Raw genomic sequence first — 22,131 nt, 5'->3', positions numbered from 1 at the left:
CGACCGGTTTCGACCCGACCGGTCCGGGTCCGGGCACCCGTCTTGGGATGCGCGACGGGGTGGAACGATTGCAACGATCGCGCCGAACGTTGAGCGGCGCCGTGAACGAGGCGCACACTTCGGTGGACGCTCTTATCCGGTCTTGTTTTCATTGTTTTCTGTAGCCGGCCTCTGCGAGGCCGGGACATCCGCAGTCAGTGGCTCCCCGGCCTCGCAGAGGCCGGCTACAGAAATACGTAACCAGAGCGATGGCCGTCACGCCGCGCTAGCACGCGGGGATTTGCGCATTAGCGTTCCGTAAAGTGGGAAATGCGTCGCCTTGTTTGTGCGAGCGAGATGATCGAGAGATTGGTTTTGCTAGCGATAAATTGACTGACGGCGCAACGAGATGAGGGCGCCCGGCCGAGTGGCCTTTGGTCGGGCGGAATGAACGAGGGAAACGCGCCCTTCGGTGCCGCTGGCAGAAGCTCAGCAGCGCCGAAGGGCGTTCGTGCTCAGCCCAGCCACGCGGGGAGTTCGCCCGCGGCGGGCAGTTTCACCACGGTGACCGAGCTGATGTGTGCGTGGTTCTTCACCGCGGCCAGCGCCGCTTCCGGCGGCGGGTTGTCGAGGTTCAGGATGCCGATCGCCTCGCCTCCGGGCGCCTGCCGGCCGACGGTCATCTGCGCGATGTTCACCGCGTGGGTGCCGAAGATTGTGCCGACGAACCCGATGAGGCCCGGCACGTCGCGGTGCGTGAACACGAGCAGCACGCCGTCGAGGTAGCCCTCCATGCGGTACGGCCCGAGTTGCACGAGGCGCAGGTACTGGTCGCCGAACAGCGTGCCCGCGGCGACGGTCGTGCCCTTTTCGGTTTCGACTTCCGTGTGGAGCAGCGCGGCGAAGTCGCCCTTCTTGGGGTTCGACGATTCCGCGATCTCGATCCCGCGCTCGCGCGCCAGCACTTCCGCGTTAACGAGGTTCACGCCCTCGCTCAACCGGTACTCGAGCATCCCGGCCGTGAACGCGGCGGTGAGCAGCCGCGTCTTCTGCCCCGCGAGTTCACCCCGGTAGGTGAGCGACGCGCGGCGGATCGTTCCCTGCGCGATTTGCGCCTGGAGCAACCCCAACCGGCGCGCGAGGTCGACGTAGGGGCGCACCTCGGCGAGTTCCGCGGGGTTCACGGCCGCCATGTTGACCGCGTTCGCGACCTGGCCCTTGAGCAAGAAGTCGGCGATGAGCTGCGCCGCTTCGATCGCGACGTTTTCCTGGGCTTCCAGCGTGGAGGCGCCGAGGTGCGGCGTGAGCACGATGTTCGGCGCCTTCAGGAGCGGGTTGTCCGCGACGATCGGCTCCACGGTGAACACATCAATGCCCGCGCCCGCGATGGTGCCGGCCGCGAGCGCGTCGGTGAGGGCCTTCTCGTCCACGATGCCGCCGCGGGCGACGTTCAGCACGCGGGCGGACTTCTTCATCAGCCCCAGTTCACGCGCCCCGATGAGGCTCTTGGTGTCGTTCCCGAGTGGGACGTGGAGCGTGAGGAAGTCGACCTTCGGTAACAGTTCGTCCAGGTTCGCGGCCGTCTCGTACCCGAGTTCGGCGGCCTTCGCCGCGGTCACGAACGGGTCGAGGGCGATGACCTTCATGTCCATCCCCTTCGCGCGCCGGGCGACCTCGCGCCCGATGCGCCCCAACCCGACGACGCCGAGCGTCTTGCCCGCGACCTCGGTCCCGACGAACTTGTTGCGGTCCCAGCCGCCGGCCTTCATGGTCGCGTCGGCGACCGGGACGCGCCGGGCGAGCGCGAGGAGCAGCGCGATGGTGTGCTCCGCGGCCGAGACGGTGTTCCCGCCGGGTGTGTTCATGACCACGACGCCCTTGCGGGTGGCCGCGGCGACATCAATGTTGTCCACGCCCACGCCGGCGCGCGCGATCGCGCGGAGACTGCCGGTGTCGTCGAAGTACTCGGCACTGAGCTTCGGTTGAGAGCGACAGATGACCGCGTCGGCGCCCCGAATTGCGGCCTTGAGTTCGTCGGCCTTGAGGCCGGGCCGGTTGTCTACTTCGAGACCGGCCGCTTTGAGCAGCTCGATGCCCGGGGCTTCCAATTTGTCGGCAATCAGTACGCGCGGCATGGAGAGTTGAGTCTTTCGTGGTGAGTGTTTGGGGCCATAGTGCGTTATATCCCGCCGGGGCGGAGCGGCCGCAAACACCACCCGCGGAATGCTAATCTTCGTGATGCGCGTACTTTTTGGGGTTAAAGTCCTTCCATTCGATCACCGTGGGTTTGCCGTCGATTGTGACGGTCGTGGTGATGGTGAGCACGTCTTTGGCCCGCATCCAGCCGGCTTTCGCGACGAAGTGCGAGCACTTCCCGGCGGGATCGTCCTTGCGCTCGTCCGTCGGGGCCGGCTCGAACTCCAGTTTGTGCTCTTTGCCCTCGGCGGTTTTCGCGGTCGCGGTAAATTTTGCGATCGGCAGCGCGACGGGCTTTTTGAGGTCGGCGGCGGCACGGAAGAACACGTCGAGTTCGTTGCCGTCCTTACTGGAGAGGTGGGCGGTGAGTGCGGCGTGGTAATGCCCCGCATCCTCAACCATCATGTGGTCCAAATCGTGTGAGTGCTCATGTGATTCCGACTTGAAAGTGGTCGGAGCGGTCTTCGGGTCGTTGAAGCACCCGCAGAACGCGAGTGCAACAGCCGCGAGCGGAACACAGAAGCGGAGCATGGATCGTCCTTGGTGCGGTGCGAACTGTTGAGCCGGGAACTCGAAACGTGATCGATCCGGTCGGTATCACTTATCTTCAAACTGGTAGCAATAAGTCCACGTTTCGTTCGGGGACGCGGCCGACAAGGTGGGGATGCGCTTTTTCGCCACTTTGTAATCTTCGACGAAGCACTCGAATTTAAACTCGACGGTTTCTTTCTGAAAATCGGCGAACACGAGCCTGAGCAGCCCGGGGCGAGTTTCGGTTGAACAGCTTCGGAGCCCCGGAAAAGTAACCGCAGTGCTGCCCGGGTATTTGATTTGGACGGCTTGTGTCTTGCGGTCGGAGAAAGGGAATTCGAGCATATCGTACACCAACACGACCTTTCGCGCGGTTCCACCGTTGGTGTAATCGATCGTTTCGTATGCCCCTTCCTGCTTGCGCCCGTTCCGTTCTTCCGTTCGGCGCAACACCATTACCTTTCCGGCGGGGACTTTCTCCTCGAAGACGTATTTCCCGATCCCGAAGTCTTCCGGGGCGAGCGTGTCGGCGTGGCGGACCGTGACCAACTTGGGTTCGGCCTTTTGTTCCGCCTTCGGTTCGGGCTTGGGTTGCGGTTCGGGGTCGGGTTTTGGTTCGTAATAACAACCGGATCCCGCGATTACGAAGCCGGCGAGCAGCAAGTGAGCGAGCCTCATGTGGTGCCGTCTCCCTTGTCGTTGTGGAGCATCACGCCAAATCGGAACACTTACGCTTGTTCGATATTTCCTACTCTCCGCGCCATCAGCGACCGCTTTTTCATTCGCCAATCGTGTAGTCGTGGTGGCTCGTGTGCCGTGAACAGATTGCCGGGATCGCTATCGGGGCGGACCTGGGGGTACCACGAGCGGACCGAAGCCGATCACGAGTTGGAGGGCAACGAACGCCAGTGACACGGTGCCGATGACCATGCCGGTAATTGCCAGCGGCTTTCCCTTCGGATCATTAAGCCCAAACGCCCCAGTAATGATCGCTGCCAACCCCAGCGGAATCGTGACCGGCCACGTGAGTATGGAACAGCACCCGCAACAGGTCGCGGGGAGGGCGAGACTACTCAGCAAGCCGAGAACGAGTGCGGCCACGGAAGCCGCGCCGGGACCGCTGCTGCGCGGGCGCGGCGGGCTGTAGTCGAAATCATCGTCCTCTTCTTCGTCTCGTCTCCGGCGTGCGGAGCGGCGATCGGAATCGTCTTCCTCGTCCCGGCGCTGAGAACTCCGCGCGGATCGGCTCCGCTCGCGGTCGTCGGGCGCGTCCTCGGTGCGGCGCCGCACGCCCGAACCGGACCGACCGGCACTGTCCGGGCGTGTGGGCCGGGTTTCTGCAACGAACACGTGCAGGCAGTTCCCGCACTCGATCTCCTGGCCCGCGAACTCGGCGCCGATTTCCAGCACCGATTTGCACTCCGGGCACGTGACCTGAATGTTGGGCATGGGAGCGGGCGGGATGTGAGGAATGGAGGCGATCCGCGTGCGGGAACGGGCGGGGTGATCCCGCGCACCGTTCCCGGTTCTTTACTTCGTGTTGATTTCCCGCGTGATGGGCGGTTCGTCCTTGAACAGTTCGCTGACGGACTCGTTGCCGTGGATGCGCTGGATCGCGTTCGCGATCAGCGACGCGACGGAAATCACCTTGATGTTCGGGAGCTGCTTCTCCGGCGGGAGCGGGATGCTATCGGTGATGGCGATCTGGTCGATTTTTGCGGACCCCAATCGTTCGATCGCGGGGCCGCACAGCACGCCGTGCGTGGCGCACACGTAGACCGCTTTCGCGCCGTGCTGCCGGGCCACGTTGACCGCGCCCACGATGGTCCCGGCCGTTGAAATCATGTCGTCGTAGATCACGACCGATTTGCCGTCGACCGGCGCGCCGATCAGGTGCCCGTGCTTGATCTCGGTGGCGCTGGTCCGGCGCTTGTCGGCGACGGAGATCTTCCCGCCGACGTTCTTCTGGAAATCGAGCGCCTTTTTGATGCTCCCCTCGTCCGGGCTGAGCACGATGAGTTCGCTCTGGTCGATCCCGAGGCTGCGGACGTGTTTGGCGATTTCTTTGACCGCGTAGAGGTGGTCCACCGGGATGTCGAAGAATCCCTGGATCTGAGCGGCGTGCAGGTCGAGGGCGAGGACGCGGTCGGCTCCGGCTTTCGTGATGAGATTCGCGACGAGCTTCGCCGAAATCGGTACGCGGCCCTTGTCCTTGCGGTCCTGCCGAGCGTAGCCGTAATAGGGCAGCACTGCGGTGATGCGCGCGGGGCTGGCCCGTTTAAACGCATCGAGGATGATGAGCAGTTCCATCAGGTGGTCGTTCACCGGCGTGGACGTCGGCTGGACGATGAACACGTCCCGCCCGCGCACGTCCTCTTCGATGCGGACGCTCGTTTCCCGGTCCGGGAAGTCCCCGAGCGTCATGTTGCCCAGCGGGACGGCGAGCACCTTGGCGATGCCCTCGGCCAATGGCCGGTTCGCGCGCCCGCTGAAGATTTTGAGCTTGTGATTGTTGCCGTTGCCGGACACGGCCGTCTCCTGAATTGGTCCCGGGTACGGCCCGGAACCGCATTATGCACCACGAGAAACGCAACCGCCAGCGCCCAATCGAAATCGGGCGCGCTGGGTACCAAAATCGGGTGTGTCGGGAATATCGGGGATCGGGTATCGTGAAAACCCCAGCCGGCCCATTCGTCCGGGTCGCGCCGCCCAACGCCCTCAATTGCACGCCGATATGTCCGATCTCAACGACCACCTCGCCCTTGCTCTGGTGCCGGGGCTCGGGCCGAAGTTAACGGCCGCGCTACTGGGGCGATTCGGTTCGCCGGCCGCAGCCCTGCGCGCCACAGCACCGGAATTGCTCCAGATCCCGCACATCGGGGAGAAGTTGGCCGGCGCGCTCGCGGAGGCGTTCGGGACCGTGGACACCGGTCCCGAACGCGCGCTCCTCGAAAAACACGGTGTTTCACCGGTGCCGCTCGGCTCCGCGGGGTACCCGCCGCCGCTTGCGGCGGTGGTCGCCCCACCCCCATTGTTGTATTTCCGCGGGGCCTGGGTGGAAGCCGATGTGAACGCGATTGGCATTGTCGGGTCACGCGCCTGTACCGCTTACGGGCGAAAATTGGCCGAACAACTCGCCCGCGACCTCGTTCGAGCCGGTTTCACGATCGTTTCCGGCCTCGCACGCGGAATCGACGGCGTCGCGCACCGGGCCGCACTCGACGCGGGCGGGCGCACGATCGCGGTGCTGGCGGGCGGATTGTCGGCGATTTACCCGCCGGAACACGCCGAACTCGCGGACGAAATCGCGCAGCGAGGGTGTTTGGTCACCGAAACGCCGATGACCGTTGCCCCGCAACCGGGCATGTTCCCGGCGCGGAACCGTATCATCAGCGGGTTGAGTCGTGCGATCGTCGTTGTAGAAGCGAACGCGAAGAGCGGGGCGCTCATCACCGCGACCCACGCGGCGGAGCAGGGGCGTGAGATATTCGCGGTGCCGGGCGCGGTAGACAGCTCTGCCAGCGCGGGCAGCCTCGAACTCATTCGCAAGGGCGCCCGACTCGTGCGCAACGCGGACGACGTGATCGAGGATTTGAAGGGCATTTCGACGCCAGAATATCGGAGCGGCACAACCGGTAGCCAGAAAACGGCCGAGCCACGTTCGGCTCCCGCACCGGAAGCCCCACCTGCACCGCGACCGGCACTCGATTCCGTCCAGGAGCGGGTTTTCGACGCGCTCGCCGCCAAGCGCCACGCGGACGAACTGGCGCGCGAACTGAGCCTACCGGTCGGTGACCTGTCCCGCGTGCTCATGCAGTTGGAACTGAAGAAGGTCGTGCGCCGACTGCCCGGCAACTTCTACGAACGGCGGTAGAGCCGCACGGGTCGGCGCTCCTCGCGGTTGCGTGCGACGTTTGTAAAACGAACGCATGCCTTCACCTGCTCCCGCGCCGACCGGTCGCGTCCGCACGCTCGAAGCCGTCCTGCTCGCGATCGCGTTCGCGATGGCACACACGCAGTCCCCGCTGTACTACTCGAACCAGAACCAGTATCTCCTTCACGGCGCCGTACTCGGCGGGCACGGGCACCTCGCGCACGACTGGCTCGCGAACACCAGCGACCCCACGCCGCTGTTCTCCGCGCTCGTCGCGGGGGTGTACTCGGTTCACCCCTGGGGGCTACAGCCCGCGTACTTTGTCGTTCTGATGGCGTACTTTCTGGCGGTGCGCTGGCTGGTCGCAGCCGTACCGGGCTTCCCGAACACGCGCACGGCGCGGATCACTTTTGCCGCTCTCTTCACCGCGACCCACGCGGCCATTTTGCGGTGGCTCTCGGTTCAGGCGGTGGGTGTGGATTACCCGTGGTACCTGCAAGCCGGCTTCGCCGCTCAGTACCTTCTCGGACCGGGAATTCAGCCGTCGGCGTTCGGCGTGCTGCTCGTGTTCGCGCTGGCCGCGTTTGCACACGGTCGCCCAGTTGTGGCGTGCGCGCTGGCCGCGGTGACGTGTTGGTTTCACTCGACGTACCTGTTACCTGCTGGGTTACTCGTACTCGGCTGCGTGCTGGAACTGATGCGCGCTGGGCGCACACGCACGGGCATTGGAGCGGGAATCGTCGCGCTGGTGCTGGTCGTGCCGGTTATCGTGTTCACCCTGTGGCGGTTCGATCCGTTCGGCTCGAACGCAGACCGCGCGATGCACATTCTGGCTCGCGTGCGCATTCCGCATCATTGTGTACCGTCGCGGTGGTTCGACGTGGTGGCCGGCGTGCAACTGGCGTGGCTCATGTTCGGACTGTTACTCGCGCGGCGAATGCCGTTCGGCCGCGCTCTAGTGGTTGCAGCAATCGGTGGGGCGTTCCTGACCGCAGCGCAGCTCGTGCTTCAGAAGGATTCACTGGCGCTCGCGTTCCCGTGGCGCATCTCGGTGCTGCTCGTACCGGTCGCGACGGCGGTCATTATCGCGCGATTGGTTGCATGTGTTACTCCGGGAACGCGAGGTGCCCAGATTGCGTTTGCAGGGCTGGCGGGGTTGGTTGTGGGCGGAGTGATTGTGACGGTGGGAGGGCTCGGTTACCGCGGGGCCGACGAGCACGAATTGTACGACTTCGTGCGCGCGACCGCGGGGCCGGGTGACGTGTACCTGATCCCGACCGATTTCCCGAAGGTGGGTGCCGGGCGCGGGGCCGTATCGAACACGTTCGCGCCGCCCCCGCGTGCGAAGGAGGGGACGAACCAGGTGCCCGTTGACCTCCAGCGGTTTCGACTCGCGACCGGGGCGTGCCTGTATGTCGATTTCAAGTCGGTACCGTATGCCGCAGCGGAAGTGGAGGAGTGGGCGCGCCGGATGAAGTTCGCGTCCGCGCTGGCGGCGGAAGGTGCCTGGAACGCTCCCGGGCGGCACGAGCAGTTGAAGGCGGAAAGGATCACGCACATCGTCTGGCCGCGCGCGAAGCCACTTGCGGCCGCGTACCTGGAAGAGACACACTCCGACTCGGCGTACACCGTCTACCGGGTAAGGTGATTTTCGGTTCTCACAAGGTGTCGGGATCGACGCCCAGTTCGCGGAGACGGGCTGCGAGCCGCTCGGCCTTCTGCCGCTCCTGTTCGGCGCGTTGTCGTTCTTGTTCGGCGTTCTGCTCTGCTGCTTCTGCTCGAACTTGTGTTTCGTGTTGGAGCGCGCCGAGTTCGACGTAGCTCAGGAACCGTCGGTGGTCCGGGTGGTACACCGCGATGTTTCCGCGCTGCAACTCGAAGCGGATGCCGAGGCGCGGACTGGTGTACCCGTTCATGTCTGCGATTCGCTCGAACTGCTCGCCCTTTCGCACCCATCCATCAACGTGCGCCGGGAACTCCGGGTACACGATGTAGTATTCTTCCGCGCCGTACCGCTCGTAGAAGTCCCGTTTGTCTTCCATCTGGCTGAAGCGGTTGCCCGGCGACCATACCTCGAAGATCACTTGCGGGAAGACGTGGTCTTCCTCGAACACCTTATAGCTGCCGCGGTGCCCCTTGGGGCGCCCGAACGCGACGTACACGTCCGGCGCCTGGCGGACGTCCGCGGTGCCCTCGACCGGGTAAATGAGGTGGTCGCCCGCGACGAACACGTCCGCCCGGTCGCGGAACATCAGGTCGATGTTCCCCTGGAGCGTGACGATCCACTCGAACTGGAGCGTGTTATCGGCCATCGGCTGACCGTCGGAGTCGGGGTAGTGGACCGCCGGCGGGGGCGCGTTGGTGATTGACGACATGCTCTACCAATAACAGAAGCGGGCCACGCGCCGCAAGCGCGTGGCCCGCTTCTGTTATTGACCCGTCGCGGTTAGGACGACGGGCCGGTGGCGACGACCGGGGTGGACGAGTGGGCGTCGAAGCCGAGCTTCTTCTCGCCGTTCTCCTCCACGATCTTCACGGTCAGCGTGTCCGATCCCTGGAACGTGCCCTTGAGCAGTTCCTCGGCGAGCATGTCTTCGAGGTGCTGCTCGATGGCCCGGCGGAGCGGCCGCGCGCCGTACTCGGTGCTGGACCCCTTGTCGATCAGGTAGTCCTTGGCCTCGTCCGTCACGGTCAACTGGATGCCCTTCTCGGACAGCCGCTTGGCCACCTTGGACAGCTCCATGTTCACGATCGCCTTCAGGTCGTCGCGGCCGAGCGCCCGGAACACGATGATCTCGTCGAGGCGGTTCAAGAACTCGGGCCGGAACTCCTTCTCCATGCGCCCCTTGAGCTTCTTCTGCATGTCCTGGTAGCTCGCCTCGGTGTCCTTCCGGATACCCTTGGTGAACGCCGAGGTCATGTCGTCCAGGGCGACGATCGTCTCGGCCCCGATGTTCGTGGTCATGATGAGCATGGTGTTCTTGAAGTCCACCACGCGGCCCACGTTGTCGGTCAGCCGGCCCTCTTCCATGATCTGGAGGAGCATGTTCCACACGTCCGGGTGGGCCTTCTCGATCTCGTCGAGGAGCACCACGGAGTACGGCTTGCGGCGGATCTTCTCGGTGAGCTGGCCGCCCTCTTCGTACCCGATGTATCCGGGCGGGGCGCCGACCAGCCGCGACACGTTGTGCTTCTCCATGTACTCGGACATGTCGAGCTGCACGATGTTGTTTTCGTCGCCGAACATGAACTTGGCGAGCTGCTTGGCGAGCAGCGTCTTGCCCACCCCGGTCGGCCCGGCGAAGATGAAGCTCCCGATGGGGCGCTTCGGGTCCTTCATCCCGGACCGGCTCTTGCGCACGGCCTTCGCGATGGAGTGGATCGCCTCGTTCTGGCTGATGACGGTGTTGTGCAGCTCGGCCTCCATATTGAGGAGGCGCCGCGTTTCGTCCTCGCCGACCTTGCGGAGCGGCACGCCGGTCATCTTGCTGACCACTTCAGCGATGACCTCCTCGTCCACCACGCCGTCGGTTTCCTTGGCCTTCTCGCGCCACTGCTTGTGCTGGGTCTCTTTCTCCTTGCGGAGCTTCTCGGACTGGTCGCGCAGGCTCGCGGCCCGCTCGAAGTCCTGGTCCATGACCGCGGCTTCTTTTTCCTGGTTCAGCTTCTCGATCTTCTCGTCGAGATCCTTGAGGTCCGGCGGCCGGGTCATGCCCTTCAGTCGCACCCGTGCGCCGGCCTCGTCGATCACGTCGATGGCCTTGTCCGGCAGGCAGTGCCCGGTGATGTAGCGCTCGGACAGCTCGACCGCGTGCTTCAGCGCGGCGTCAGTGATCTGCACGCGGTGGTGCGCCTCGTACCGGTCGCGGAGCCCCTTGAGGATCTCCACCGTTTCCGCCATCGAGGGCGGGTTTACGATGATCGCCTGGAACCGGCGGGCCAGCGCCGCGTCCTTCTCGATGTACTTGCGGTACTCGTCGAGCGTGGTGGCCCCGATGCACTGGATCTCGCCGCGGGCCAGCGCCGGCTTCAGCACGTTGGAGGCGTCGATCGCGCCCTCGGCCCCGCCCGCGCCGACGAGAGTGTGCAGTTCGTCGATGAACAGCATCGTGTTCTTCGCGCGGCGCACCTCGTTCATCACCGCCTTGATGCGCTCCTCGAACTGGCCCCGGTACTTGGTCCCGGCGACCATCATCGCGAGGTCGAGCACGACGATGCGCTTGTCGCGGAGGATCTCCGGCACGTTCTGGTCCACGACCAGTTGCGCGAGCCCTTCCACGATGGCGGTCTTGCCCACCCCGGCCTCGCCGAGGAGCACCGGGTTGTTCTTCTGCCGGCGCGACAGGATCTGGATGACGCGCTCGATCTCGGCCGTGCGCCCGATGACGGGGTCGAGTTTGCCCTGGCGGGCGAGTTCGGTGAGGTCGCGCCCGAAACTGTCGAGCGCCGGGGTCTTGGATTTGTTGCGACCGGTGCGCTCGGACGAGCCGCGCTCGTTGCCCCCGCTGCCCGTGCCGCCGCCTTCGGATTCGTTCGGCATGTTGTGGCCCAACAGGTTCAGGACTTCTTCACGCACGTCTTCGAGCTTGAGTCCGAGGTTCATGAGAACCTGGGCGGCGACCCCCTCTTGCTCGCGCAGGAGGCCCAATAGTAGGTGCTCGGTGCCGACGTAGTTGTGGTTCAGGTTCCGAGCCTCCTCGATGGAGTACTCGATGACCTTTTTGGCCCGGGGCGTGTGGGGCAGGCGCCCCATGACGACCTGCTCGCCGCCCGGCCCGTGCTGGACGATCTTCTCGACCTCCAACCGGATCTTCCGGAGGTCGATGTCCAGGTTCTTGAGCACGTTGGCCGCGACCCCGGAGCCCTCTTTAACGAGACCGAGCAGCACGTGCTCGGTCCCGATGTACTCGTGGTTGAAGCGCTGGGCCTCTTGGTTGGCCAGCTGCATCACCTTCCGCGCCCGATCCGTGAATCGTTCATACATCGACGCCGTCTCCCGCGACTGGGGATGAATCTGCGAAGCGCCGTAACGCGGCAGACCGTGTTCGGCTCCAGCCCATCATATTCCTTTTGAGGCGGGAACCAGCAAAAGGTTTCAAGGAAGGGCCGTTGGCCGTTCGGTGTTGACCCGTTGCGTTCGACCGTCTCGGACGGGAAGCCCCTGCGGAAGCGGGGGAGAGGAGCGTGAAGCCTGCGGAATTCTAGACGCCGGTACGAGCTTAATCAAGGCGGGCGCCCAAAGGATGTGGCCGGGTGTTACGCTGCGGGCGCGGATCATTTCGCGGGGCGCCGGTACGGGGCGTGCCCGTAGTATTTGGGGCTGTTGTCCAGCCGCACGTGAAGCCACGGTACACCGGCCCCAGCAGTGCTGAGCCACACAGGGGCCGTACCGAGGCGCTGAGCCATCGCTTTGCCGACCCTCGCCCACAGCGCGTCGCGCTGAGATTCCGGAGCGTTCCGCACGAACGCCGCGATGTGCCCGTATGCGGACGGTTCTGTGATCGGACACGGGACGACCAGGATCGCGTCGCCGCTGAGGTTCGGGAAATCGAGCACTTCCGCGTTAGGTGAGTGGCGAAAGTGCTCCTCGAAGGCGTCCGGCTTGGGGCGCCTCATGAGGTGCGGAGCGTCCAGCACAACGAACTCGAACACTTGTCCCGTGGTTGTGGAAGTGACCGCGGGCGTTTCCCAGCGGAACGCAGTGAAGGGCACCTCAGCGAGGAGCGCGTTCAGCCAGGAGCGGAATTCGGTGTCGGTTCGGAGCGCGTGAAGGACTTCGGCGAAGGTGGCGGGATGGTCGTCTCGTTGGACCGCGAAGTGAAGGCCGGTGGCCAGCTCGGTACGTTGTGCCGTCCACATGTTGTGTCCTCTGGGACCAAGAATTGTGTTCACCGGTCCGTAGCTGATGAACAACACGTTGTTATCAGACGCGCCGCGCAGATACTCCGTTATGTAATCGCCCGACGAGCCGATTCATTTCTCGGTTTCATGGACGTTTGAGTTGACGGTGGCTACCTTCTGGGACAATAATCACCCAACCGTCTTCTGCAAACGGCCGGAGCGTTTTACCCGTTGTTGGTTGTGCTTTCCGGGTTTCACGCCTGCTGACGCGGTGATCCACACAAAGCATTCAAGAAGTCTCAAAAAATCTATTAGTTGCCGCGATAAACTGGCTTGTTTCTAAAGTCTTGTCCCACACAATGTTCAGACGCGGGAAGAATTCGCGCGACGCCAAATATGTGCGGTCCGCCGATTTTTCCGACTGTCGCCCCCGATTTTCTCGCCAGAACGAAAACGCTGTTCTACACTCGATACACCGGTTCCGCCCCAATCACCGCTCACCCGGAACCAGGGCTGCTCAGACGAAGGGGTTTCATGTCCACACCCGTTACCACACACGTTGAAGATACGACCCCCGTTCGCCCGTCTCCGCTGGTGAAACGTGTCTTCGGCGAACCGCGGTTCCACACCGACGGCGACATCGCCGCGATCGCGTTCTCCGCGGACGGCTCACTGTTCTCGATCGACGAAGCCGGCGTGCTCCGCCACTGGGCACAAGACGGCACGCAGCTCGCGCGGCACTTCCTGAGCGACCTCGAAACGCTGTGGTGCTTCAGCGCCGGGGCGAAGGTGCTCGCCAGCGGGAACGACGACCTCCTGCTGTGGGACGTGAAGACCGGCCAGCTCCTGCGCCGCATCGAGCAACCGAGCGAGCAACAGTCCTGGGTCACCGCGATCGCGTTCAGCGCCGACGGGACCACCGTCGTGAGCGGGCACGACGACGGCAAGCTCCGGTTCTGGGACACCGCCGCGTACAAGTTCGTGGGGGAGATCGCCGCGCACCCGCGGAAGGGGATCGCCGCGATCGCGTTCTCGCCCAACGGGGAGTTCGTCGCGACCGCGGGCGAAGACCTCAGCGTGCGGGTGTGGGACGCGGAAACGCACAAGCCCGTGGCCGAACTGAAGAGCCACACCGACCGCATCCCGGCGCTCACGTGGAGTCCCGATTCGACACTGTTGATTTCCGCCGGGTGGGACACGTCCGCCCGCGTCTGGCGCCCGCCGCAAGCGGACCCGCTCATGCTGCTCAACAGCCACGCGGACCAGGTGGTGACCACCGCGTTCAGCCCGGACGGGAAATACCTCGCGTGCGCCGATTCGGACTTCGACATTCACCTGTGGCTCGACGCGGTAATCGCGGTCCGTGGTCCGGTGCTCCGCGGGCACAACGACGAGATCCGTTGTCTCGCGTTCAGCCCCGACGGGACGAAGCTCGCCAGTGCCGGCGCGGACCGGGTCGTTCACGTGTGGGACGTGCGTGACGGTAAGCTCATCGCCGGGCCGAACCCGCGCGGCCGGCACGCGATCGCGGTCATCCCGGGTTCGCCGCTGCGGTTGGCGAGTTCGGGGGCGGCGAACGTGCGCGTGTGGGACGTCGAGAGCGGCGACGAGGTCGCCCCGACGAACCTGTGCTCGGCGTTCTCGGTCGCGGCCAGCCCGGACGGGAAGTGGCTCGGCGTCGGGGGCACGGACTACTTCACGCAGTTGTGGGACGCGGCCGACGGGCACCTCGCCGCGTCTCTCGAAGCGACCAAGCCGCCGGTCGGGTTCGTCACGTTCAGCCCGGACTCCAAGGTCCTGGCGCACACCAGCCCGGCCGACGGCCTCGTGTGGCTGTGGACGTGCGCGACCGGCCAGCCGGACATGATTATCGTCGAGGCCGCCGACGCCTGCACCCTGGAAACGGTGGCGTTTCACCCGAACGGCAAGTGGATCGCGTGCGGCGGCGTCGACTACATGTCCACGTGCGAGCGCGACGGCGCGGTGTGCATCTGGGACGTGACGACGAAGGAAAAACTCTTCACCTACGACACGGGCGTGACCTCGCTCGCGTTCGACCCGCAGGGCAAGTACCTCGCGGGCGCCGGGCTCGACGACGCGGTGTACGTGTGGGACGCGGAGACGCAACACACGGTGTTCGTGTTCGGCGGGCACCAGCAGAACATCAACGTGGTGGTGTTCGACCCGACCGGGAGCTACCTGCTCAGTGGCGGCGACGACGGCACCGTGCGCGCGTGGGACGTGCTCAGCGGCCGGCACCTCGTGGCCCGCGCGTTCGATTGCCCGGTGCAGTCGCTCGCGTTCAGCCCGGACGGGAAGTACCTCTTCTGCGGGAACAGCAATACGACTTGCTATCAGGTCGAGTTCAAGAAGTTCCTGGAAGAGTGAAATAGGTTCGTGAACCGAAGTGAGGGCCGTGCTCGCGAATCGTTGCGGGCGCGGCTTTTTCTTTCTGACAACTTCACAAACGCAGCCCCCAGCGTTCCGTTGTGCTTCGGAACTCTGGCGGCCGGTTCATGCCCATGCCGCCCCTCACACGCGAAATCCCTATGCGCGAGGGCTGGCACGTGTTAATGGCACTGGCACTTCTCGTTGCCCTCGGTCCGGCCACCACTTCAGCACGAGGCACGAAGCCCCTACTCGAAGACGTGCGGGACCGCCACCGGGCCGCGCTCGAAGCGATCCGCACCGTGACCTACTCCTACGAATGGACGCAACTGAAGAACGAGCCGATCCAATACGATAACGTGCCGTTGCAAGGTATTCCGGGCACGCCAATTGATTCGGCGCACGAAACCGGGCCGGGACAGTATTGGCAATCACCCGACGTCTGGAGAACCCGGTCGCTTTATTCGGACGGGAGTCGCGTCGACGAAGTATTCCGTTTCGGCCGGCTGATGCGGGCACGGCCGGCGAAGAAAAATGTTTCCGATCAGAGCCTCAAGGTGACGTCCGAAACGATGTCGGCGTTTCAATACGGTCACGGCCTGGCGGCGCTCTTCGAGCACTGGTCACGCGACTTCGGGTTCCTGCCCTTTCACGGCTTGTTGCAACAACCTCACAAGATCCGTTCTGTGGAACGTCTCCCGGGGCAGTCCGGTGGACATCCCGGCGAAATCCGGGTCGTGCTAGAGAACGACAAGTGCGTCTACGAGTTTTGGTTCAGCCCGAAACACAATTACTTGATCCGCAAACGGATCGAGCACCCGGCCGACCAGCTCCGCCACCGGCACGAAGACGAGGTCTCGGAGTTCGTCGAACCGAACCCCGGCCAGTTTTTCCCGGCGCGGATCGAGAGGCGCTCGTTCGAGGCCGGGGAACTCAAGCAGCACACCCGAAGGAACCTGTCCGAGGTCCGGGTCAATCGCCCGGTTCCGAACGAAGCGTTTCGGATTCCCGGTATCGAGGGCTGTCTGTGCGACGATCAGACAACGGGAATGCAGTTTCGCGTTGACGCGGACGGGTACCGGTTCGGGGCCGCGCAGCCCATTCCCCCCACGACGACTCACCAAACGGCTCACTTCGAGTTGTTCCCCTCGCGCCCAGCGTCCTCACCGTCCTCGCTCGCGGACCAGTCGACGGAGTTTTGGCTCTACGTCGTGATCGCTGTGCTGGTACTGGGGCTTTGCGTCGCGCTGTTTGAAATCCGCTGGTTGCGGGCCGAATTGCGAAAGAGGCCGATTCCAAAACTCGGCGGCAATTGAGAGCACAATTGCTCCCGGTTCCCGGTGCTTGAACGCGCTACGGTTGTAGCGCGTTCCTCGATATTGGTCCCACTTGGGATCAATACTCGCCTTCTGTTTTTCTCTCCGCGCCCTCTCGTGCCCTCTGCGGTGAATACTCCGCCTACCTCACTCCCACTTCGGCAGATCCGCGGGCGGCTTCGCTTCGGTCTTCTCTTTGTCGCGGGTGACCTGCTCCCGCAATTTGGTCGTCTTGTTCTCGATGTCGCCGCCCGTGACGAGGAAGTAGCGGCCCGAGGTCGCGCCCGCGTCGATGTTCAGCACGGGGTTGGAGTCCGCGGTGAATCGCGCCTTGTTGAGCGACACCCATTCGCCCTTGGTGGTCTTCACCCACCCGCCGCCGAAGCCCGCGCGCCGTTCCTTTGTGGTGGACACCTTGTTGCGGCGGAAGTCCTCCACGAACGAGTAGTACCCCCTGAGCAACTCACCCTTTGTGAGCGTCGAGAACGTGACGAGGTGCTTCCACTCCTTCTTTTCGGGCACGAAGAAGTAGCCGCTGTACGCGGTGCGGGTGTCGCCGTCGGGCTTCGCGGTCACGAGGAAGCGGTACGTCTGGCCGACCTTCCACTCGTAGTCGAAGAACGATTGCCCGCCCGTGCCCTCACCGCCGAACCGCTGCACGCGCACCGCGTCGTCCTTGTGGAGCATCTTCACGCGCTTCTCGGCGTCCACTTTCTTGGGGTCGTCACCGGCCGTCGGATCCCACACGGAGAAGAGCACGAGCTTCTTCCCGTTCGCGAGTTCCTGGATACCGAAGTACCCCTTACCCCACCCGGCGGCCATGAAGTACGTGCCGTCGGCGGACTTCTCGACGGTCATCTCGTTGTAAAACGCGACCCCTTCCGGCGCCGGGTAGCCGAGGTGGACCGACCGGCACGCGATCCCCTTGAGCTTTTCGTCCGCGGAACTGGGGCACACCGTGAGGGCTGCCAGAGCGAGCGTTGTGATTGCGAAGCGGGTCATGGGTTCTCCGAGTATCGAGGAATGCCCAGGGCATCCGCCCCGGGCGCTCTTTGTGGTTACTTGGCCTTTTCTTTCTTCAACTCGAAGAAGTAGCCGGACTTGCCCTCGAAGTCCTTCGCGCGCTTGTCCTTCTCGACCGAGTAGGCGAGCTTGAGCGTGCCGTCCTTGAGTTCGACGATACCGAGCGCCTTGGAGCCCTTCGTCCCGTCCGGGCCTTCGACGATCTCCATGTCGATCGTGGCCGGTGTCACGGCCGTGTCGAGCCTGTACTTCATCACGAACTTGACGTCGCCGCCCGCGATGGTGAACTTGTCCTCGGTCGCGGTGTACGTGGCCTTCTTCGCGGTTTCGTCCACATCGGCGCCGTTCTTCTTACCGGCAACGAGCGTGTACTTGCCGGCCAGATCGATCTTGTCGTCGGCTCGTGCGGCCGACTGTAAGAGGCACGCGGCCGAGATTGCCGCCAGCGCGAACGTCTTCATTCCGATTCCCCACCGGCCAGGTTGACCGCGCGCCCCCGGACCGTCCAAAAGCGCCGCGGCGGACGTGATTGTATCCCGGAAACGGGGCGCCAGAGTGGGGAAGCCCGGGGCGGTATCGGGTCGTTCGGGTCTGCGCTATCTCATTTTCCCCACAGCTTTAAGCGCGGGAAAGCGGCATGGCACCGGTTACGGAGCATCGGTAGAATCGTCACCACGGGTAGAGATTCGCCATCTTCCTTAAAATTGGAGGAGCGCCATGGTAACGGCGGGAGTGCGACGGGTGGTTCTGGTGGTCGCCGCGCTCGGGTTCGCGGGGCTAATCGGTTCGCAGGCGCGCGGGGACGAGAAGAAGAACCCGCTGCGCGAGGAGCTGCTGAAGCTCAACTCCGTCACCGGCGAAGACGCGCAGCGGGACAAGCTGGTCGCGCTGGCCAAGGACAAGGAGAAGACGAAGAAGCTGGTGGCCGAGGCCGGCAAGATGCTGAAAGAGGCGAAGGGGAAGGAGAACCCGTTCAACTTCAACGGCGCTCTCATGGTGGCGCGGCTCGCGCACTTCAACAAGCAGTACGAGGTGGCCGAGCCGTTCTACGAGTACCTCGTCGAGTCCGCGACGAAGCTCAAGAGCGGGAGCAAGATGGTCCAGGCCTATGAGGGCCTGATCGACATGTACTGGGACAACAAGAAGTACGCGCTCGTGACCGAGACGTGCCAGAAGTTCGTCGACGACATGGGGCCGGACGAGTACGAGCAGGCCAAGCCGTTCATCCTCGAGCGCCTCGTGCAGTCGATGGCCAAGGAGGAGAAGTTCGACGAGGCGCTGCGGCTCGCCGACACGCTCATCGAGGCCGACCGCGAGGGCTGGTACTTCTTCCAACTCAAGGGCTGGGTGCTGCGCGAACAGGGCAAGCTGCCGGCCGCGATCGAGGCGTACAACAAGTCGCTCGACAAGATCGACGCGAACAAGGGGCTGAAGGCGGACGTGCGCGACCGGTTCAAGGACCGCACGCGGTACATCCTCACCGGGCTGTACGTCGACAATAAGGACGTCGAGAAGGCCGCGAAGAACCTCCAGACGCTGATCCAGCGGAACCCGGACAACGCCACGTACAAGAACGACCTCGGCTTCATCTGGGCCGACAACGATCTGAAATTCGAGGAGTCCGAGAAGCTCATCAAGGAGGCCCTCGACCTCGACAAGAAGGAAAAAGAGAAGCTGAAGAAGGAAGGGAAGCTCGACGAGGTGAAGCCGAACGCCGCGTACCTCGACAGCCTCGGCTGGGTACTGTTCAAGCAGAAGAAGTATTCGGAAGCACTGATCCCGCTGAAGGAAGCCGCGGCCGACGACGAGGACGGCAGCCACCTGGAAATCTGGGACCACCTCGCGGACTGCCACCTGGCGCTGGGCCAGAAGAAGGAAGCCATCGCCGCGTGGGAGAAGGCGCTCAAGCACGAAGACCTGACGAAGCGCGACGGCGAGCGCCGCCGAAAGGTGAGCGAGAAGCTCAAGAAGGCTCGCGCGGAGTAGTGGCGTCGCGCCCTCGCTCATAGGGGCGAGGGCGCCTCGAACGGAGTTGTTCCCATGCCCGATGGCTGGACGCAAACCGCCATCGGCGGGAAGTTGGTCGATGTGTTCGACCCGCCCAACGCACTTCCGCAAGCACTTCTTTACCTTCACGGTCTCGACGAACGCACCCCGGCAACTGATGCAAACTTCATGGCCGCTCTACGCACGCATCGATTGCGGTGTGTGGCGCCACACGGTGGGCAGTGCTGGTGGGCCGATCGCGTGTGTTCGGAGTTTGATGCCGATCTCACCCCGGAGCGCTACTTACTAGACGCGCTCGTACCGTGGGCGGAATCGGCGTGGCGCTTGGGTCCGCGTGCGATCGCTATTGGCGGCGTGGAGATGGGCGGGCAGGGTGCGCTGCGGCTCGCGTTCAAGCACCCGGAGCGGTTCCCGATTGCGGCAAGCGTCTCGGGCGCGTTGGATTGCCAGGATTGGTACGGGCGCGGAACACCGCTCGATGAGATATACGACAGCCGCGAGCGGTGCCGACAGGACACGGCCGTGCTCCACATCCACGCGCACCGCTGGCCGCCGCACTTGTGGTTCTGCTGTGCGCCGACGGACGCCGCTCACTATCGCGGTAACGACCGACTTATCGAGAAACTCACCGCGGTCGGAGTTCCACACACCGCGGATCTCGATACGCGGGCGAAACCGGGCGTGCGCTACGAAGACCAAATGGTCGCGCCGATGCTCGCGTTCGTGGCTGATGCCCTCTCTCGCGAAGCGAAACGGTTGATGTGAGGAGTGTTTGGAGTGTAGTCCGCTCGCTCCGCGAGCAGTTTGCTTACGGGAGCCCGTTCGGACAAGGCTCCAGGTAAGTCGAGAGGGTATCGTTGTGGGAGTGTCTCGTCAGGGACAATACTACGTAACCAGTATCGTCACCGGACCACAGCATTTGTGGCTCATGCTCGACCTCGTCGACGAGCGCCTTACCGATCCGTATGTGACTGCTATCGATGTGTGCTCTGTCTACGGATGCCCCACTGAAGAGGTGGTCCGAGCTGCTGTTCTCGCCGGAACTGATCGGGCGAATGCGGAGTTCGGTACCAATTTGCACCCGCTGGAAATTCGATTCTCCTATTCGGGCTGGAACAACGAACGGTGCAGCATCGCAGGGGCAGCGGCTTACGAAATCGTGCGAGCAATCGCCGAGAGCGCCGTCAGCAACTCGTAGTCACTTCGGGCCAGTGAGCGGGAGTGGTTTGCGCGTTTGTCGTTGCTGGTTAAATGGGTACATCCGCCGCTCCGCGAGCGGACCACATTTTCGGCTCAAAACACCGCGCTGGAACCGCCCCGTGTGTGCGGGAGTTCGTGCGATTCCGGCGGCGCGGGCGGTTTTGGCGGCGGAATCGAGGGGGCACGCACGCCCGCGAGTGCGGACCGCGGCGCGCCTTTCAGCCCCGCCATCGGGCCGGGTGTCGGGCGGATCTGGTCCGGGTTCGCGCCGTTGGCCCACAGGAGCACGCGCCGTGTGACGTCGGCAGCGAGCTTGCTGTTCGTCGGCGGGAGTTCGCCCGGCGGCAGTCCCAATTCCAGCCCGAGCACGTTTTGTAAGATCCCCGCGACGGACAGGGCCATTTCGCGGTTGGGTTGGCGTGCCAGCCCGCGGAGCACGTCCACGCCGTCCGGGTCGTGCGGGTTGATACGCAGCATCTGTTCTGCGGCAAACAACCGGATCGGACCGGGTTGGTCCATGTTCGTGAGCCGGTCGAGCAGGTCGACCGACAGCAGGTTGTGGTCGCGCAACAGGGCCGCGAGTTCGACCCGGAGCGAGGGCGCCGCGCCCGTATCGAGCATCATCGCGGCGAGCTGGCTCGCGAGTTCCGGGCGCTGGCCGTCGGTCAGGTCGCGGTGGAACTGTTCGATGAGCGTGAGGATCGCACGCGGAGCGAGCGGTGCGTGTTCTTCCGCCCAGGTGATGAGGTCGGCGAACGCGGCTCCCGGCAAGCGCCCGGAGGCGAAGAGCGGACCGTCGTTCGCGAGCCGCGGGTCGGCCAGTGCTTCGCGCACGCCCTCCCGGGCGAACGGCCACCGTGCGTCCGCATTCCACAGGATAGCTTCTGACGCGGCGAACCGCACTTCGGCGACCGGGTCGCGGAGCAGTCCCGCCAGACCCGCAATGAGGTCCGCGGACCCGACGCCGGCCATCGCGTAGGCTGCGGCGGCTCGAACCGCGGGTTCGGGACTTTCGTGTGCGGTTTTTAGAACTAACTCAGCTTCCCCCGGCTGCCATTGCGGGCGATACTCCAGCGCTCCGAGTGCGGCGCACTGCACCTCCGGGCGCGGGTCCGTGAGCAGCGCGAGAACTGGTCGTACCTCGTCGAGAACGGCTGCCCGGAGTGCAACAACTTCGGGGAGCGCACGGCAATCGGTGAGTTGGATCGGCCAGCGCTTGCGAACCACGAGGCGCCCGCACCACTTGTTCGCCCGGCGCAGCGGTTCCGCACCGGTGCGAATGAGATCGTGAACGGCGGCGAGTGCAACCGCGGTGAGGAGCAGAACCGACTGACCAATGTGAACGGTCCAGTCGGGCGACCCGCGGGTCGGGAGCCACAACCAGGCGAGCGCGATGAGGTACAGGATGATGAGCGACGCGCTGACCGGTGGGCGCCACACGGGGTGCGCCCGCAGGAACGTCAACACGAACATACCCTGTACACCGGCACCCACGTAAAGCGGGACCATGTGCGTGCGGTAGCCGAGAAAAGCTAGCACGGTGCAGGGCAGAAGTAACAGCGCGCAGCTCGTGACCCAACCCAAAAGGCCGAGATCGCGGCGCGGCGCTGAGGTGGACCAAGACATAGTGACCTGACCCGACCGGAGCCGGGGTGACGCAGTACGGTAAGGGGGCGCGCTGCGACCGACCGAACGGGACTTGCGGTTCGGCGAGTCAAACCAATTTAATTCGCGATTCAGCCCGGGGCAAACAATGCGTCGGAAGTCGTAAAGCTC

At 64.3% G+C, this 22,131-nt stretch carries 18 protein-coding genes; 7 read left to right on the top strand and 11 right to left on the bottom strand.

Annotated elements, in window-relative coordinates:
- Window positions 1–494 precede the first annotated feature (494 nt).
- From serA to VT84_RS25680, 5 genes are all read right to left on the bottom strand, one after another.
- Complete coding sequence (gene serA / locus VT84_RS25700; protein ID WP_082841509.1) at window positions 495–2,114, bottom strand: phosphoglycerate dehydrogenase; 1,620 nt, start codon at window positions 2,112–2,114, stop codon at window positions 495–497.
- 91 nt (window positions 2,115–2,205) lie between these two features.
- Window positions 2,206–2,706 (bottom strand): hypothetical protein, encoded by a 501-nt coding sequence (locus VT84_RS25695; protein WP_082841508.1) that lies wholly within the window; start codon window positions 2,704–2,706, stop codon window positions 2,206–2,208.
- 66 nt (window positions 2,707–2,772) lie between these two features.
- A complete protein-coding gene (locus tag VT84_RS25690; protein WP_082841507.1) occupies window positions 2,773–3,384 on the bottom strand; it encodes a hypothetical protein in 612 nt (203 codons plus the stop codon).
- A gap of 159 nt (window positions 3,385–3,543) precedes the next feature.
- The gene (locus VT84_RS25685; RefSeq protein WP_082841506.1) at window positions 3,544–4,155 is read right to left on the bottom strand and encodes a DUF4190 domain-containing protein; all 612 of its coding nucleotides are present in this window, start codon (window positions 4,153–4,155) and stop codon (window positions 3,544–3,546) included.
- Window positions 4,156–4,236: 81 nt separating this feature from the next.
- Window positions 4,237–5,235, bottom strand: coding sequence for a ribose-phosphate diphosphokinase (locus tag VT84_RS25680; protein WP_082841505.1), 999 nt, complete (start codon window positions 5,233–5,235; stop codon window positions 4,237–4,239).
- Window positions 5,236–5,440: 205 nt separating this feature from the next.
- Here VT84_RS25680 and dprA point away from each other — a divergent pair, with 205 nt between their 5' ends.
- Complete coding sequence (dprA, locus tag VT84_RS25675; protein ID WP_082841504.1) at window positions 5,441–6,580, top strand: DNA-processing protein DprA; 1,140 nt, start codon at window positions 5,441–5,443, stop codon at window positions 6,578–6,580.
- Between the two features lie 55 nt (window positions 6,581–6,635).
- On the top strand, window positions 6,636–8,228 hold the full coding sequence (locus VT84_RS25670) for a DUF6798 domain-containing protein (RefSeq protein WP_082841503.1): 1,593 nt from the start codon (window positions 6,636–6,638) through the stop codon (window positions 8,226–8,228).
- A gap of 10 nt (window positions 8,229–8,238) precedes the next feature.
- Here the strand turns inward: VT84_RS25670 and VT84_RS25665 are convergent, their stop codons facing one another.
- The 3 genes from VT84_RS25665 to VT84_RS25655 form a co-directional block, all read right to left on the bottom strand.
- The gene (locus tag VT84_RS25665) at window positions 8,239–8,955 is read right to left on the bottom strand and encodes a Uma2 family endonuclease (protein ID WP_052560173.1); all 717 of its coding nucleotides are present in this window, start codon (window positions 8,953–8,955) and stop codon (window positions 8,239–8,241) included.
- A 71-nt stretch (window positions 8,956–9,026) separates the two neighbouring features.
- The gene (locus VT84_RS25660) at window positions 9,027–11,564 is read right to left on the bottom strand and encodes an ATP-dependent Clp protease ATP-binding subunit (RefSeq protein ID WP_052560174.1); all 2,538 of its coding nucleotides are present in this window, start codon (window positions 11,562–11,564) and stop codon (window positions 9,027–9,029) included.
- Between the two features lie 290 nt (window positions 11,565–11,854).
- On the bottom strand, window positions 11,855–12,439 hold the full coding sequence (locus tag VT84_RS25655; protein WP_082841502.1) for a DUF6940 family protein: 585 nt from the start codon (window positions 12,437–12,439) through the stop codon (window positions 11,855–11,857).
- A 516-nt stretch (window positions 12,440–12,955) separates the two neighbouring features.
- Here VT84_RS25655 and VT84_RS25650 point away from each other — a divergent pair.
- Window positions 12,956–14,809 carry a WD40 repeat domain-containing protein gene (locus tag VT84_RS25650; protein WP_162271851.1) on the top strand — a complete coding sequence of 618 codons (1,854 nt, stop codon included), beginning with the start codon at window positions 12,956–12,958 and terminating at the stop codon, window positions 14,807–14,809.
- Between the two features lie 128 nt (window positions 14,810–14,937).
- On the top strand, window positions 14,938–16,125 hold the full coding sequence (locus tag VT84_RS25645) for a hypothetical protein (RefSeq protein ID WP_157469824.1): 1,188 nt from the start codon (window positions 14,938–14,940) through the stop codon (window positions 16,123–16,125).
- A gap of 147 nt (window positions 16,126–16,272) precedes the next feature.
- Here VT84_RS25645 and VT84_RS25640 read toward each other — a convergent pair whose 3' ends face one another.
- Window positions 16,273–17,127, bottom strand: a complete 855-nt coding sequence (locus VT84_RS25640) for a DUF3472 domain-containing protein (protein ID WP_082841499.1) — start codon at window positions 17,125–17,127, stop codon at window positions 16,273–16,275.
- 56 nt (window positions 17,128–17,183) lie between these two features.
- Window positions 17,184–17,609 carry a TIGR03067 domain-containing protein gene (locus VT84_RS25635; RefSeq protein WP_082841498.1) on the bottom strand — a complete coding sequence of 142 codons (426 nt, stop codon included), beginning with the start codon at window positions 17,607–17,609 and terminating at the stop codon, window positions 17,184–17,186.
- A 256-nt stretch (window positions 17,610–17,865) separates the two neighbouring features.
- Between VT84_RS25635 and VT84_RS25630 the strand changes: the two genes are divergently transcribed.
- From VT84_RS25630 to VT84_RS38895, 3 genes are all read left to right on the top strand, one after another.
- Window positions 17,866–19,134, top strand: a complete 1,269-nt coding sequence (locus tag VT84_RS25630; RefSeq protein ID WP_082841497.1) for a tetratricopeptide repeat protein — start codon at window positions 17,866–17,868, stop codon at window positions 19,132–19,134.
- Window positions 19,135–19,188: 54 nt separating this feature from the next.
- Window positions 19,189–19,920, top strand: a complete 732-nt coding sequence (locus tag VT84_RS25625; protein ID WP_082841496.1) for an alpha/beta hydrolase — start codon at window positions 19,189–19,191, stop codon at window positions 19,918–19,920.
- 163 nt (window positions 19,921–20,083) lie between these two features.
- Window positions 20,084–20,353, top strand: a complete 270-nt coding sequence (locus VT84_RS38895) for a hypothetical protein (protein ID WP_157469822.1) — start codon at window positions 20,084–20,086, stop codon at window positions 20,351–20,353.
- A 95-nt stretch (window positions 20,354–20,448) separates the two neighbouring features.
- On the opposite strand, the gene VT84_RS25615 is transcribed toward VT84_RS38895, so the two are convergent.
- Window positions 20,449–21,981: a HEAT repeat domain-containing protein gene (locus VT84_RS25615; RefSeq protein WP_082841494.1), complete on the bottom strand. Its 1,533-nt coding sequence runs from the start codon at window positions 21,979–21,981 to the stop codon at window positions 20,449–20,451.
- Between the last annotated feature and the right edge of the window lie 150 nt (window positions 21,982–22,131).

Source organism: Gemmata sp. SH-PL17 (genome assembly GCF_001610855.1).
GTDB classification, from domain to species: Bacteria; Planctomycetota; Planctomycetia; order Gemmatales; family Gemmataceae; genus Gemmata; species Gemmata massiliana.
This window is presented reverse-complemented; position numbering and strand designations above follow the sequence as displayed.

Coding starts and splice junctions, on each gene's coding strand:
- VT84_RS25695 (WP_082841508.1), bottom strand. CDS start 2,706: ATGCTCCGCTTCTGTGTTCCGCTCGCGGCTGTTGCACTCGCGTTCTGC.
- dprA (WP_082841504.1), top strand. CDS start 5,441: ATGTCCGATCTCAACGACCACCTCGCCCTTGCTCTGGTGCCGGGGCTC.
- VT84_RS25665 (WP_052560173.1), bottom strand. CDS start 8,955: ATGTCGTCAATCACCAACGCGCCCCCGCCGGCGGTCCACTACCCCGAC.
- VT84_RS25615 (WP_082841494.1), bottom strand. CDS start 21,981: ATGTCTTGGTCCACCTCAGCGCCGCGCCGCGATCTCGGCCTTTTGGGT.
- VT84_RS25645 (WP_157469824.1), top strand. CDS start 14,938: ATGCCCATGCCGCCCCTCACACGCGAAATCCCTATGCGCGAGGGCTGG.
- VT84_RS25630 (WP_082841497.1), top strand. CDS start 17,866: ATGGTAACGGCGGGAGTGCGACGGGTGGTTCTGGTGGTCGCCGCGCTC.
- VT84_RS25625 (WP_082841496.1), top strand. CDS start 19,189: ATGCCCGATGGCTGGACGCAAACCGCCATCGGCGGGAAGTTGGTCGAT.
- VT84_RS25655 (WP_082841502.1), bottom strand. CDS start 12,439: ATGTGGACGGCACAACGTACCGAGCTGGCCACCGGCCTTCACTTCGCG.
- VT84_RS25690 (WP_082841507.1), bottom strand. CDS start 3,384: ATGAGGCTCGCTCACTTGCTGCTCGCCGGCTTCGTAATCGCGGGATCC.
- VT84_RS25685 (WP_082841506.1), bottom strand. CDS start 4,155: ATGCCCAACATTCAGGTCACGTGCCCGGAGTGCAAATCGGTGCTGGAA.
- VT84_RS25635 (WP_082841498.1), bottom strand. CDS start 17,609: ATGAAGACGTTCGCGCTGGCGGCAATCTCGGCCGCGTGCCTCTTACAG.
- VT84_RS25660 (WP_052560174.1), bottom strand. CDS start 11,564: ATGTATGAACGATTCACGGATCGGGCGCGGAAGGTGATGCAGCTGGCC.
- VT84_RS25670 (WP_082841503.1), top strand. CDS start 6,636: ATGCCTTCACCTGCTCCCGCGCCGACCGGTCGCGTCCGCACGCTCGAA.
- VT84_RS25640 (WP_082841499.1), bottom strand. CDS start 17,127: ATGACCCGCTTCGCAATCACAACGCTCGCTCTGGCAGCCCTCACGGTG.
- serA (WP_082841509.1), bottom strand. CDS start 2,114: ATGCCGCGCGTACTGATTGCCGACAAATTGGAAGCCCCGGGCATCGAG.
- VT84_RS38895 (WP_157469822.1), top strand. CDS start 20,084: ATGCTCGACCTCGTCGACGAGCGCCTTACCGATCCGTATGTGACTGCT.
- VT84_RS25650 (WP_162271851.1), top strand. CDS start 12,956: ATGTCCACACCCGTTACCACACACGTTGAAGATACGACCCCCGTTCGC.